This window comes from Paeniglutamicibacter sp. NPDC091659 (assembly GCF_044756805.1).
In the GTDB taxonomy this organism is placed as follows: Bacteria; Actinomycetota; Actinomycetes; order Actinomycetales; family Micrococcaceae; genus Paeniglutamicibacter.
The window spans coordinates 912,546-925,921 of sequence record NZ_JBIVTO010000001.1; the positions used below are offsets into that span (position 1 = coordinate 912,546).

General features: G+C 64.7%; 13 protein-coding genes. 4 read left to right on the forward strand and 9 right to left on the reverse strand.

The window, feature by feature from the left end; genetic code table 11:
- Window positions 1-179: 179 nt before the first annotated feature.
- The 4 genes from ACIQLF_RS04140 to ACIQLF_RS04155 form a co-directional block, all read right to left on the reverse strand.
- Window positions 180-1,382: an ABC transporter permease gene (locus ACIQLF_RS04140; RefSeq protein ID WP_400294616.1), complete on the reverse strand. Its 1,203-nt coding sequence runs from the start codon at window positions 1,380-1,382 to the stop codon at window positions 180-182.
- Entirely contained in the window at window positions 1,379-2,260 is an 882-nt protein-coding gene (locus ACIQLF_RS04145; RefSeq protein WP_400294618.1) for an ABC transporter ATP-binding protein, read from the reverse strand. Before ACIQLF_RS04145 ends, ACIQLF_RS04140 begins: the two co-directional genes overlap by 4 nt.
- Before the next feature lie 105 nt (window positions 2,261-2,365).
- Window positions 2,366-3,058 carry a response regulator gene (locus ACIQLF_RS04150; RefSeq protein ID WP_400294620.1) on the reverse strand — a complete coding sequence of 231 codons (693 nt, stop codon included), beginning with the start codon at window positions 3,056-3,058 and terminating at the stop codon, window positions 2,366-2,368.
- Window positions 3,055-4,374 (reverse strand): sensor histidine kinase, encoded by a 1,320-nt coding sequence (locus ACIQLF_RS04155; RefSeq protein ID WP_400294622.1) that lies wholly within the window; start codon window positions 4,372-4,374, stop codon window positions 3,055-3,057. The genes ACIQLF_RS04150 and ACIQLF_RS04155 overlap by 4 nt, the downstream gene beginning before the upstream one ends.
- A gap of 125 nt (window positions 4,375-4,499) precedes the next feature.
- On the opposite strand from ACIQLF_RS04155, the gene ACIQLF_RS04160 reads away from it, so the two are divergent.
- Entirely contained in the window at window positions 4,500-6,377 is a 1,878-nt protein-coding gene (locus ACIQLF_RS04160) for a glycoside hydrolase family 15 protein (RefSeq protein WP_400294625.1), read from the forward strand.
- A gap of 25 nt (window positions 6,378-6,402) precedes the next feature.
- On the opposite strand, the gene ACIQLF_RS04165 is transcribed toward ACIQLF_RS04160, so the two are convergent.
- Entirely contained in the window at window positions 6,403-7,584 is a 1,182-nt protein-coding gene (locus ACIQLF_RS04165) for a metallophosphoesterase family protein (RefSeq protein ID WP_400294628.1), read from the reverse strand.
- A gap of 163 nt (window positions 7,585-7,747) precedes the next feature.
- Here ACIQLF_RS04165 and ACIQLF_RS04170 point away from each other — a divergent pair, with 163 nt between their 5' ends.
- Together ACIQLF_RS04170 and ACIQLF_RS04175 are read left to right on the forward strand one after the other, a co-directional pair.
- Window positions 7,748-7,939: a hypothetical protein gene (locus tag ACIQLF_RS04170; protein WP_400294631.1), complete on the forward strand. Its 192-nt coding sequence runs from the start codon at window positions 7,748-7,750 to the stop codon at window positions 7,937-7,939.
- A 255-nt stretch (window positions 7,940-8,194) separates the two neighbouring features.
- Window positions 8,195-8,569 carry a VOC family protein gene (locus tag ACIQLF_RS04175; protein ID WP_400294634.1) on the forward strand — a complete coding sequence of 125 codons (375 nt, stop codon included), beginning with the start codon at window positions 8,195-8,197 and terminating at the stop codon, window positions 8,567-8,569.
- 52 nt (window positions 8,570-8,621) lie between these two features.
- Here the strand turns inward: ACIQLF_RS04175 and ACIQLF_RS04180 are convergent, their stop codons facing one another.
- On the reverse strand, window positions 8,622-9,917 hold the full coding sequence (locus ACIQLF_RS04180) for an MFS transporter (RefSeq protein WP_400295042.1): 1,296 nt from the start codon (window positions 9,915-9,917) through the stop codon (window positions 8,622-8,624).
- Window positions 9,918-10,056: 139 nt separating this feature from the next.
- On the opposite strand from ACIQLF_RS04180, the gene ACIQLF_RS04185 reads away from it, so the two are divergent.
- A complete protein-coding gene (locus ACIQLF_RS04185; RefSeq protein ID WP_400294636.1) occupies window positions 10,057-10,605 on the forward strand; it encodes an acyl-CoA thioesterase in 549 nt (182 codons plus the stop codon).
- On the opposite strand, the gene ACIQLF_RS04190 is transcribed toward ACIQLF_RS04185, so the two are convergent.
- From ACIQLF_RS04190 to ACIQLF_RS04200, 3 genes are all read right to left on the reverse strand, one after another.
- Complete coding sequence (locus ACIQLF_RS04190; RefSeq protein WP_400294639.1) at window positions 10,602-10,991, reverse strand: hypothetical protein; 390 nt, start codon at window positions 10,989-10,991, stop codon at window positions 10,602-10,604. The genes ACIQLF_RS04185 and ACIQLF_RS04190 overlap by 4 nt on opposite strands.
- Window positions 10,992-11,303: 312 nt before the next feature.
- The gene (locus tag ACIQLF_RS04195; RefSeq protein WP_400294642.1) at window positions 11,304-12,002 is read right to left on the reverse strand and encodes a potassium channel family protein; all 699 of its coding nucleotides are present in this window, start codon (window positions 12,000-12,002) and stop codon (window positions 11,304-11,306) included.
- On the reverse strand, window positions 11,995-13,362 hold the full coding sequence (locus ACIQLF_RS04200; protein ID WP_400294645.1) for a TrkH family potassium uptake protein: 1,368 nt from the start codon (window positions 13,360-13,362) through the stop codon (window positions 11,995-11,997). Before ACIQLF_RS04200 ends, ACIQLF_RS04195 begins: the two co-directional genes overlap by 8 nt.
- Window positions 13,363-13,376 lie beyond the last annotated feature (14 nt).

Here is a 13,376-nt window from a genome sequence, read left to right on the forward strand (position 1 = left end):
GAATCAAGCCTGACAGTGCAAACTTGATCGATCGCGTAGATCGAGTACCTAATAATTTGAAGGCTGTTCGCGATCCCTACAATAGGGTGTAGAACTTACACGGCTGGCTACTGCTGTTAGCGCAAGAGGCCAGGCGCTTTCCGATGCGTGATCATGAAACAGCAATGATTGCAGTGAAGCTAGTCTTCAAGCTTCAGCGCCTTGCGCCAGGACAGTGCGCTGCCGGTCTGCATGATTGCGCGGCGGTAGATACGCTCACCGAGCAACACCATCGCCCAGGCTGCGGCGACCGCAATGGCCAGCGAGGCAAACGGTTCCCACAGCGGCACGTCGGTGCTGAGTAGTCGGATGGGCATTGCCACCGATGAGATGACCGGGATGTACGATGCGGCAACCAACAGCGATCCCTTGGCGTAGATCCCCACGAACAGCACGGCAACCAGCACCGTGATCACGGGTCCGGTCGATTGCTGCAAGTCCTCGGTGCGCGAAGCCATCGAGCCGAGCGCCGCCCAGATCGCGGCAAGGATCAGGAACCCGGCCAGGAAGAAGGCGAGGAACCAGCCGGAGGTCGCAAAGACCACGGAAAGGAACGGAATCGAGGTCGGCATCATGCTCAGCGCGAGCAGGCCGATGCCCACGAAGAGGCAGAGCTGGCCCGTGGCCAGGATCAGGTTGCCCAGGATCTTTCCGGCGAGCAGCTGGCGGATCGGGATCGCGGTGGCGAGGATTTCCACCACGCGGTTCTGCTTTTCCTCTACCACGGAGTTGGCGATCGGCATGCCGAAGATCAGCGCCGACATGTAGAAGAGGAACGAGAAGACGAATCCCATGGCCGTGGCCATCGAGTTGCGTTCCTGGTCGCCCTCGAGCAACACCGGGGCGACCGTGGACCCCGCGGTCAGCGACTCGACGGAGACACCCAACTCTTGGGCGTTGGACTCAAGGGCCTGCGCCGCGGCCGCATCGGCGAGCAGCTTCTCCACCGACGCGGGGACGTCCGCCAGCCCGGTGAGGTTGAATCCATCGGCCGTCGGTGTGAGCACCAGATCCGTGTTCTTGGTTCGCAGGGCCTCGACGGCCCGTTTCTCGGAACCGAGCGGAGCGGGTATCAAAACGATCTTCTGGTCTTGTTCCACGGCGAGCTCGTTGGCCGCCCGTACCAGCGCCGCGGCCCGGTCGTTGCTGGCGAAGGCCACGGAGGCCTCGGTGGTGCGGTCGGCCAGGATGCCCGAAATGACGACCGAACCGACGATTAGCGCGAGGGTGATCGCCGTGGAAATAATGAACGACTTGTCGCGCAGCCTCACCGTGACCTCGCGCAGGGTCACGATCAGCCACGGGGTGCCTTGCCGGGTTACGGCAGGTGTTGTGGTGCTCATCGAATGACCTCCCGGTAGATTTCGGCAAGCGAGGGGCGCTGGGGTGCGAACTCCGTGACGCTTTCGCGTTCGAGCGCCGCGCGCAGGATGCGCTGGGCGGCTTCTTCACTGGCGAACTCGACGATGGCGCGGGGCCCGGAAACATCAAGCACGTTCACCTCGGGCTGTTCGCGCAGCCATCCGGCATCCGGAGGGGTCACCAGCACGTGCGTGGACCTGGCTCGGCCGCGCAGCTCGTCGGCGGAACCGGAGGCGACGATCTTGCCCTCGGCCAACACCACGAGGTTGTCGCAGAGCTGATCAATCAGGTCCAGCTGGTGGCTGGAGAAGAGGATCGGCACGCCCGTGGCGGCGCGTTCGGCCAGCAGCGAGCTCATCGCGTCCACGGCGATCGGGTCCAGCCCGGAGAACGGTTCGTCCAGGATCAGCGCGGTGGGGTGGTGCATCAGCGAGGCGGCGACCTGTACGCGCTGCTGGTTGCCTAGCGAGAGTGACTCGAGCTTGTCCTTGGTCCGGTCGGCAATGCCGAAGCGCTCCAGCAGGTTCAGCGCCTCGGTCCGGGCGTCGTGCCGGCCCATGCCGTGCAGCTGGCCCAGGTATTGCAGCTGGTCGAGCACCTGCTGCTTGGGATATAGCCCGCGCTCCTCCGGCATGTAGCCGAAGCGGGCCCGGTCGGCGTCGACAAGCGGCTCGCCGTTGAAAAGCACCTCGCCGCCGTGCGCCTTGAGCACGCCCATGACGATGCGCATGGTGGTGGTCTTGCCGGCGCCGTTGGCCCCGACGAAGCCCGTCATGCCGTTGGCGGGGACGCCGAAGGAGATGCCGTGCAAGACCGTCCGTTCCCCGAAGCGCCGCGTCAGATTCCGTACCTCTAGCACCTGCTGGTTTCCTCACGTTGAAGCTGGTTGTTCCCGTGCCCTCCAATCTATGGCGGGCCCCGCGGCGGGCGGATCGTTCAAAGGAATGAACTTGTGGGAAGCGGTTTACTGGATCTCAGTCAAAGGGATGAGGCGCGCGCGGTACGCAAAGACGACTGCCTGCACCCGGTCCCGCAGCCCGGCCTTGGCCAGGATGTTGGACAGGTGCGTTTTCACCGTCGCCTCGGAGATGGAAAGGACCGCTGCGATCTCCGTGTTGGACAGGCCCCTGGCCAGCCTGGTCAGCACCTCGAGCTCGCGGGCCGTCAACGCATCGAGGATCCGTTGGTCCTCCGGGGCCAGCGGCACTTGCCCGGTGCCGGAGACCGGCCGTTCCGTACCGGTGCCGCGTCGGATGATGCGCAGCGTGACCTCGGGGGAGAGCAACGCCTGCCCGCCGGCCGCGGCGTGCACCGCCGCAATGAGCATTTCCGGTTCCGTGTTCTTCAGCAGGAAGCCGCTGGCACCGGCGTCGATCGCGTCAAAGAGGTAGTCGTCGTGGTCGAAGGTCGTCAGCACCACGACCTTCGCGGTGCTTGCCGCGGTGATCCGTGCGGTTGCGGCAACGCCGTCGAGCACCGGCATCTGGATGTCCATCAACACCACGTCGGGCTTCAGGGACAGCGTTGCCGCCACGGCCTGCGCGCCGTCGGCGGCGGTGCCGACGACCTCGAGGTTCTCGTCGGTGCCGAGGATCAGCTCCAGCGAGGATCGGATCAGTGGCTGGTCGTCGCAGATCAGGATGCGGGTCTTGCTCATGCGGTGGCCTCCGGGGCTATGTGTGAAAGCGATGTGGAACCGGGGACGCGCAGGCGTGCGCGCGAGCGCCACCCGGCGGGGGAGCGGGGCCCGATGTCAACGAGCCCGTGGTGCAGTTCGGCTCGCTCGCGGATGCCGCGCAGCCCGAACCCGCTGCCACCGGTGCCCGGGCGCGGGTTGCCGTCGTCGGTGACCTCGACCTCGGCCCATTCGCCGGTCCCGTCGACTCCGCTGCGCAGCGAGAGCACGGCGGAGCGCGCCGTCGAGTGTTCGCGCACGTTGGTCAGAGACTCGGCGGCAATGCGGTACAGGGCCAGGCCCAGCCCGGCGCCCACCGAGTCGAGGAAGCCCTCGCGGTGTTCGACGGTGATCAATTTGACGCGGACCCCCGCCCGGGCGGACTGCTCGAGGAGTTCCGGAATGTCGGTGAGCCCGGGTTCGGGGGAGCGGTGCGCGTCGGTGCCGGCGGTTTCCGCCCCGGTCTGGTCCTCGTGGCGCAGCACGCGCAGCAGCGACCGCGTTTCCCCGACGGCCTGGCGTGCCGAATCCTCGATGCCGCGCATCAACTCGGCGGCGCGCTGCGGATCCCGTGGCTGCACCATGCGCGCGGCCGCGGCCTGCACCCCGACGGCGGAAATGTGGTGCGCCACCACGTCGTGCAGCTCGCGGGCGATGCGCAGGCGTTCGTCGATGACGGCCCGGCGCGCCAGCTCCCTGGACTGCTCGCGCAGCTTTTCGGCCTGGGCCACCAGCAGCTCATGCTGCCAGGCGCTGCGCCACGACGAGAAGCCCAGGAAGATGGCGCCGCCAAAGTAAAAGAGATTGACCAGGAAGTTGTATCCGGCGTAGGCAACCACCGGATCGATGAAACCGGAGGTGTCGATGGCCATGGGCAGGTCCAGTTCCGAACCAAACAGGACCTTGGCGTTGGTGATCGAAATGACCAGCCACAGGAACATCACCAGGACGACCCCGCCCAGGGCCAAACGCAGGGCCCTGCGGTCCCGTGCCCAGGTGACTGCCGAATATAGCCCCACGAAGTAGGCAATCTGCGGGGCCAGCTGGATCATGACCTGCGGCAGCCACGTGCCAAAGCCGATGAACAAGACGGAGAGCAACAACATGGAGCTGATGGGGAAGCGTCTGCGGACGGCCAGCGGCGCAATCAGTGCACACATGGCGAGGTAGCTCATCGCGCGATCGGGGGCATCCTCGGCCGGTGCAAAGCTGAGGACCATTTCCATGCCCAACAGCGAGCAGGCCATGACCAGAAGCGTCACCCACACGTCGCGGCGCAGCTGCTGCGCATTCGGCATGGGACGTTCCCAATCCGGCGGGGGGAAAACGCCCGGAAGGAAGCGCTGGCGCATGGCCGGTGGTTTCATCTTTTTCATCTTCCGTCTGGATCAATCCGTCAAGGTCCTGCAACCGAACCTATCCCATGGCGGCATCGCCGCCGAAAGACCTTGTCTGGTGTGACAAAAAGGTGTTGGGTGGGGCCATGAGTACGCCCATCGAAGACTACGCATTGCTGTCCGACCAGCGGACCGCGGCTCTGGTGTCGCGCAACGGCTCGGTCGACTGGTTGTGTTTTCCGCGTTTCGACTCAAGCAGCGTGTTTGCCGCGCTCGTCGGAACCAAGGACCACGGGCGCTGGCTGTTGGCGCCGCGCGACGGGCACGTCATCGGCAGGAACTACCTGAACTCGTCCTTTGTCCTGCGCACCCTGTGGGGGAGTGAATCGGGGCAGGTGCTGGTCACCGACTTCATGCCCATGGGCAACGGACGCTCCAGCGTGATCAGACGCGTCGAGGGCCTGAGCGGTTCCATGGTGATGGAGCACGAGCTGATCATGCGCTACGACTACGGCAAGGTGCTGCCCTGGGTCCGGCGCAGCTTCGACACGGTGCAGGGAAGCGAGTCGCTGATCGCGGTGGCCGGCCCGCACGCGGCCGTCCTGCATGCCACCCGCCTGCCCAAGGCCGACCAGCACTCGCACCGCGACGAGTTTGTGGTGAACGCCGGGGACATCTTCGACTTCGAGTTCGCCTGCCACCCGAGCCACGAACCCAGTCCGGGCCCGAGCGATGTGGGCCTGAGCATGACCCAGACCGCGAAACACTGGCACGACTGGGCGAGCGACATCCCGCCGCACGGCGACTACGAGGCCGTCGTCAGGCGTTCGATGCTGGTGCTCAAGGCGCTGACCCACGAGGCGACCGGCGGCATCGTCGCGGCGCCGACCACATCCCTTCCGGAGTTCCTGGGCGGGGAACGGAACTGGGACTACAGGTTCTGCTGGCTGCGCGACGCGGCGCTGACCCTGCAGGTCATGATGACGCACGGCTACGGGGTGGAGGCCCTGCAATGGCGCGACTGGCTGCTGCGCGCCATCGCCGGGGACCACCACCAGCTGCAAATCATGTACGGGATCGACGGCAAGCGGGAGCTTCCCGAGCGCGTCCTGCACCACCTGCCCGGATACGCGGGATCAGCCCCGGTGCGGATCGGCAACGGGGCCGTGAGCCAGTACCAGGGGGACGTGATCGGCGAGGTGATGGTGGCCATGGAGGAGCTGCGCACGCTCGGCGGGCACGAGGACCACTTCTCCTGGCCGCTGCAAAGGGCGCTGATCGACTACGTACTGGACAACCTGTCGCACAAGGATCGCGGCCTGTGGGAAATGCGCGGGGATCCGCAGCACTTCACTCATTCGCGCGTCATGATGTGGGCAGCCCTGGACAGCGGGGTGCGGGCCGTGAAACTCCACGGGCTGGCCGGCGAGGCCGAGGCCTGGGCCGACGCCCGCGACAAGCTCCGGGATGAGATCCTGGCCCGGGGATTCAACACGGAGCTGGATTGCTTCACCCAGACCTATGACGGCACCGAGGTCGACGCGTCCCTGTTGGTGCTGGCGCAGGTCGGGTTCGTCGACCACAAGGATCCGCGGATGCTCGGCACCGTGAAACGCATCGAGGAGGAGCTGGTCGACGGGCACGGCTTCATCAGGCGCTACCGGACCGAGGTCGGTACCGACGGGCTGCCGCCAGGGGAAGCCGCCTTCTTGGTGTGTTCCTGCTGGCTCGTCGAGCAATACGCCCATTCCGGGCGGCTCGCCGACGCCCGCGGACTCATGGACAGGGTCGCGGGCGTCGTGAACGACCTGGGCCTGGTCTCGGAGGAGTACGACCCCGCCAGCGGGCACATGGCGGGCAACTTCCCGCAGGCGCTGTCCCACCTGGGGCTGATCCGCGCCGCCGACGCCATCGAGGAGGCGGAAGGCAACCGCCCGGCCCACCCGCGCCGGGCCTACACATAGGCCCCGCGCGGGTGGGCGCCGAACCCTAGTGGTCGGGCAGTGGCAGCGGCTTGTCCAACGGCTGGCGTGCCGCGTTCATGTCGATGCCGAAGTCCTTGGCGAAGACGGTCCGGGTGGAGGTGTAGATGCCCTCGGCGTTCTCGTCGAGCTCGAAGACGCGGGCGCCGCGTAGCTGGTGCTTGTCCGCGCCGCTCTTGCCGTACGGTCCGAACCCGGTGCCCGGGCCGTAGCCCAGCTCGATCCCGAAGTAGTTGCCCATGTAGGAGTTGATGTGGTCGTGCCCGCAGTAGGCGCCGCGCACGTCGCCGCGCTCCAGCAGTGCGGTGAACAGGCCCGAGTTGAAGGCGCCGGTGTAGACGCCCTCGTTCTTCTCGCCGACGATGCTGTGCTTCTTCGCCGCGGCGGCGTGGTCGGCCTCGTTGGAGGTGAACTGGGAACCGTACCACATGTGGTGGTGCTCCCACAGGGGGATGTGGAAGAACATGAGCGAGGGAATCTTGCCGTGGCGGCGCTCGGCGGCCATCGAGGCCGCGCGGTACCACTGGACCTGTTCCGGGCGGATCCAGTCGTAGTTCTTCAGCCCCTTGAAGTCCTGTCCGGCGATCTGGCTTGCGGCGTAGCGACCGGAATCCAACAGCCAGATACCGAACTTGGGCTTGGTGCCGCGCGAACCGGCAATGAGCAGCTGCGAGTTTGAGGAACCGAAGATTTCATCCTCGCGGGTGTTCACGTTGTACTTGTAGCCCCGGATGAAGTCGAGCATCTTCGCCTCGGTCATGTCGGTGCCGTGGGAGAGGGAATCCTCGTCGTGATTGCCGAACGTCAGCGCCCACTTGACCTTGCGTGATTCCATTGGCTGGACCACGTTGTTGATTGCCTGCTTGACCTCCGTGGCCGTCTTCGGCTGGCCGTCGATGACGTCGCCATTGATCAGCACGAAGTCGGGCTTTTCGGTTTCGATGACCTTGTCCATCAATTCCAGGGTGCGCCGATCGGTCAGCGGCCCGTCCTGGGTGTCGTTGAACTGGACGATCTTGAACTTGCCGTCCTGACCGAACTTCAGCTTTGCGCTCACCGATGATTCGGGCTGCTTGGTGACGGTGCTTGCAGTTGCTGCTTGTGCGCCCGAAGCCAGGATGCCAGTGACCGCAGCTGCAGCGCCGCCGACAAGGATTCCGCGGCGGGGGACTGAAGAGGAGGAATTCACACTATGCCTTTCAAAGATTTCGACCATGGAAAAAAGCGAGTACAGATGGCTCGAGGTCGTGATCTAGAGCGTAGGAATTCCATATGTCTGGAAGGTGACCTGCCGGCAACCACGAGATGCAGCGGAAGCAAAGAACGCGCTTTGCTAGGTCAAATGCCTGGTTGTGCCACTGTTTTTCTTCCTCGCGGCCAATTTCGCCATGCCGATTCCCAGAATCACCGCACTGAAATATCCGGTTGTTGCCGACCAGTATTACGCTCAACGGTCGCCCGGGCAGGCCGTGGCCGGCGGCGGTGATGATCGGCCGCGGGAGAGTTGCGGAAATGACACGATGCCGCCAGTCAGCGGCGGATGATTGCATGTTGGCGTGCCTTGAAGCCGAGTGCCACTCGTGCGAGAATCACTGATGGTCCCCAGCTTGGCTGAGTCTGTATGGGATTGGGGCAACTCAAGTCGTCGCCGCGCCGCAATGAAGTGTTCCTCTTGCGTACCCGCAAGAACCCACAGATTTCCTGGGCACGCTTCTTGATTTCCTCACCATTGCCTGGTGGCTGGGCCACGCGAGGCTTGCATCCTTTTGTTTCACGTGTCAGGAAAGCGGGAGGAATCCATGAGCATTTCCTTCAACCACACCGTCATTGCCGCCAAAGACCGCGAAGCCTCGGCGCAATTTTTCATAGACATCGCCGAAGCCCACAGCGTTCAAGGGGTGGGTCCCTTCGCCAATGTCGCGTTGGACGACGGCGTCACACTTCAGTTCGCCGAGTCGTCCATCGATTTCCCGCCGCAGCACTACGCGTTCCTCGTCGACGACCAACATTTTGACCGCATATATGCCCGCATTATTGAAAACGATCTTGAGCACTGGGCTGATCCGCTACGGACGATGCCGCGGCAAACCCACTCAGAGCGCGGTGGGCGCGGCGTCTACCTGCTGGACCCGGCCGGGCACTACATCGAGTTCATCACCCGGCCCTATCTTTAACTGGCAGGGTCCCCGAACGACGCACATCGTTCGGGGACCCTGCCGTGCAGTACTAGCCTCGGCCTTCGGCCGGTGCTTCCTTCCGCGTTTTCGCAACACTGTCCAGCGGGTGCTCGATCTCGTCCTTGTACATCTTTCCCGCAAACCACGCTGCGACGCCGACGACCGGGGAAGCGACTCCGGCGATGACAAAGATGGCCCAGATCGGCATGATCGATGCAAGCGGCCCGGCCAAGGCCATGGACACGGGCATCAGGGCAAGCGAGACAAAGAAGTCCAGCGAGGAGACACGGCCGAGCATGTGCGGCGGGACGCGGCGCTGCAGGAGCGTTCCCCAGATGACCTGCCCCAGGCCGCCGGTGACGCCGACAACCACAAGAAGCGCCGCCAGTTGCCACGGCGTTCGCGTCAGGCCGATGAGTGCCAGCGGCAACGTGCCGAATCCCCAGAACATGATCATGAATGTGAGGTAGCGTCGCGGCAGCGGGAAGGACGCCGTCACCAGCGAACCAACGGCGCTGCCGATTCCGAAGGCCGCGAGCATGAAGCCAAAGGTCCGCGCATCCCCGCCCAACTGGTCCCCGACCACGAACGGAAGCAGCACTTCGACGGGGCCGATGAAGCTGAGCACCGAAATGACGGCAAAGAGCAGCGTCCACAAAAGCCATGGGGTGCCCAGGGTATATCCGACGGCCTCGCGCAGGTCGGCCAGTGCACTCGGGCGTTTCTGCCCGGGTTCCAGGTGCTCGTCATAGGCCTTGTGGTGGCCCAGGGCATTGAGCACGATGAACGCCACCAGGTGGCAGGCCGCGATTCCGGCGATGGCCATGGGCGGGTTGAAGGAGGCGACAAGCACGCCGGCAATGGCGGGTCCCGCGGCCTGCTGCAGCACCGGACGGAACATTCCCTCCATGCCGTTGGCCGCCAGCAGGTCGTCGGCGGGCAGGATCCGGGGGAGCAGCGCCGAATAGGCGGGGAAAAAGAACGCGGCTCCCGCGCCCTGGATGAATCCGGCCGCCGCCAGGTGCCAGAGCTGGATGGTCCCCGTGGTGGCAAGGACCGCAACGGTGCCCATGACCAGCAGCGAAAGCGCCTCAACGGTGATGATGATTTTCCGGCAGCTGACCCGGTCCGCGGCGATGCCGCCGATGAGCACGAATCCCAGCAGGCCGATCGAGGTCGCCGTGGCAACAATCGAAAGCTGTGCGGGCCCGCCGCCCAGGTGCTTGACCTGGTAGACCATGGCCACGGCCCACATTCCGTGGGCGAAGACGCTGATCGCCATGGCGATCAGCAGGACGCGGTAGTCGCGGTGGGCGAATGGTCTAAGGGCGCGCGGGGCCATGATGTGGGTCCTGTAGCTGGTGAATTTCTCGGCGCACGATGTTGCGCCACGGTCAATCTTGTCTCAACTCATTGGGATAAGTCAATCAGAACCCAGTGGAATTTGGGTGACTAATAAGTTACTGGCGAGTAGGCTGTGGTTCATGCATGTACTCTTTCGACTTCTCGTCCTGCTGACCACGGCCCGCAAGCGGCCTCCCGTGTCGATTTTCGACCCGATTTCGACGCCGATGCGCGCAATGCCGACCGACATCGACATCGCCATGCACATCAACAACGGTGTGTATTTCTCGCTCTTCGACCTCGGGCGCTTCGAGTTGATGGTGCGCTCGGGCGCCTGGGGCGTGATCCGGAAGAAAAAGTGGACCCCGGTGGTCCAGGCCGAGACCGTCACCTTCCGCAAGTCCATCGTCCTCAACCAGAGGTTCACCCAAGAAACCAGGCTCATTGGCATGGACGATCGTTGCATCTACTTCGAGCAGAGGATGGTCGCCAACGGCGAGATCTATGCCCAGGCGACCATCGCCACCCGCATGGTTTCCAAGCTCGGCCCGGTCGCCAACGAGGAGATCATCGCGGCGGTGGGAGAGGATGTTCCGGCGGACCTGGTGCTTCCCGAGTGGATCGAACGCTGGCGGGAAGACACCGCGCTGCCCGGGGCGCGCAGGCCGGCTCCGCACCAGTGGGTCTAGGTCCCGCTCACCGGGAGTTGTTCCAGGACGAATGCCTCGGCAACGTCAATCACCTCGCGCGTGTGCAATTGCGCGATGAAGGCCACCGGCGTGGCCCCGTCGAGTTCGGGGTTCGCATCCAGCATCCAGAGTGCGGCCTTTTCGCGGTCTCCGAGGCTTTGCAAGGTCTTCCACACCCTGTAGCCAAGGCGGACCCGTTGCTCCTCGACAGGATCGGGCCCCGTTCCCTGCGGGTGCGCCCACCGGTGGGGCGCGGTGTTGTCCCTGCTGCCGGCCATGGCCTGGACCGTTGGCCCCCCGAGGTCCACGAGGAGCCTCCGGGTGAGTTCGCGAACGTCCGTCTCCGTTGACTCCACGTATACGGCGCTGTGGTTTGAAGGTTTCATGACACCAGCATCGCGCTGCGGGGCGCATAAATCCATGCGCGCCCGCGCCTATTTGATGCTTCGGAGCAGAATGCCGACCAGCCAGACCACGACGGCAGTTCCCACCGTGAAGAAAACGATCGTTCCGAGTATTTCGCCATCCATGGTGCAGCTCTCCCTGGGTCAAGATCTTCAAGTGAGTCCGGCGGACAGCACTTTCTTGTGAACCAGTGAGTCATGTCCCGCGAGCCGTGTCGAGGGAAAACCGCGAATCCTCATGCCTTCCATACGCCGAAACCACGAACCAGTACGCGAATCGACGCGGGGCGGGGGTCAGAGCAGTGTGGCGAACCGTTCCGCGGCCGCGGTCGCCCCGGCCACGATGATCTCGTCCTCCGCGTGCAGGACCGTCTGCGGGGACGCGTAGTCCCATTCACCGCTCTGGCCCTTGACCGCAACGACCGTGACATGGTGCTTGGCCCGGATCCCGGTGGTGCCCAGCGGCTGGCCCTGGGCTTCCTTGGGCGGCCGGGTCTTGACCATCGCAAAACCGTCCTCAAACTCGACGTAGTCAAGCATGGCGCCGCGGACCAGGTGGGCGACGCGGCGTCCCATGTCTTGCTCCGGACGGACCACGTGCTCGACGCCCAGCTGTTCGAGGATCTGGCCGTGGGCTTCGCTGACGGCCTTGGCCCAGATGGTGGGTATCTTGAAGCGCAACAGGGCAGAGGTGGTCAGGATGCTCGCCTCCAAGTCGCTGCCGATGCCGACCACCGCGCTGTCGAATTCGTGCACCGATAGCTGGCGCAGGGCCTCTTCCTTGGTGGAATCCGCCCGCACCACGTGGGTGAGTCGGCCGTTGAACGACTGGACGATGTCCTCGTCCGCGTCGATGCCCAGGACCTCGGTGCCGGCGGCCGCCAGCTCCAGGGCCAGCGCGCCGCCGAAGCGGCCAAGCCCGATGACGACCACGGAGTTGGCTTCCGCGATGCGTTCAATAGACTTGGGGGTGAATAGATGGTGCTTAGCCAATGAGTGGCCTCTCTTTCGGGAATTCGTAGAGCGGGGTGCGGGCACGCAGGGCGAGGGCCGAGGCCAGGGTCACTGGTCCCAGACGGCCCACGAACATGAGGAAGACCAGCAGCAGCTGCCCAGCGGGGGGCAGCACGGGAGTGATGCCGGTCGACAGGCCGACCGTGGCAAACGCCGAGACCGTTTCGAAGAACAGCCTGTCAAAGTCGATGTCGGTGATGAGCATCAGGACCATGGTGGAACCGATGACCAGGGCCACCGCCAACAGGACGATCGTGATGGCCTCGCGGTGCACCGAGCGGGAGAGCCGCTTGCCGAAGACGTTGACCGCGGTTCCGCCCTGGACCTCGGTGAGCAGGATGAAGAAGAGCACGGCAAAGGTGGTGATCTTCAGGCCGCCCGCGGTGCCCGCCGGGCCGCCGCCGATGAACATGAGGATGTCCATGCCCAGCCACGTGGCGGGATCCATCTGGCCGATGTCCAGCGAGTTGAATCCCGCGGTTCGGGTCATGACGGATTGGAAGAATCCGGCCAGCAGCTTGTCGGCGCTGGACAGGGGCCCGATGGTCTTGGGATTGTTCCACTCCACGGCGCTGATGAACACGGTGCCCGCAGCAAGAAGTATGCCCGTGCCGGCCAGGACGAGCTTGGTGTTCATGGTCCAGTGCAGGGGCTTGCGGTAGTGGCGTCCCAGTTCGAAGAGCACCGGGAAGCCGACGCCGCCGATGATGATGGCCGCCGCAATCGGCAGGCAGATCCACGGATCCCCGACGAAGCCCATGAGGTTGTCGCTGAACAAGGCGAATCCGGCGTTGTTGAAGGCCGACACCGAATGGAAGAACCCCAGCCACAGCGAGTGGCCGAAGGAGTGGCCGTAGCCAAGCCCGAAGCGCAGGGCCAGCAGCAGCGCGGCGCACAATTCGACCACCACGGTGATGCGCAGGACGCCCAGCAACACGGATTTCACGTCGCCGAAGCCGGTGCTTTTGGTTTCCGCGGCGGCCTGGATCCGGGATTTCAGGCCCAGCCGACGGGCCATGATCACGCCGAGCAGGGAGGCGAAGGACATGATGCCGAAGCCGCCGAGCTGGACCAGGCACAGGATGGCAACCTGGCCGAACCTCGTCCAATAGACGGCGGTGTCAACGACCGCCAGCCCGGTGACGCACACCGCGGAGGTTGCGGTGAACAGCGCCTCCAAGGGGCCGGCGCCGCCGGGGCCCACCTTGGCCATCGGAAGCATCAGGACCAACGTCCCGACGACTATGGCTGTGCCGAAGCCCAAGGCGATCGCCTGGGCCGGGTGGCGGGGCAGGAACGCCCTGCCCAGGTGCCTGAACCTGTTTGCAGTTAAACGCATGAGTTACAGGGTAA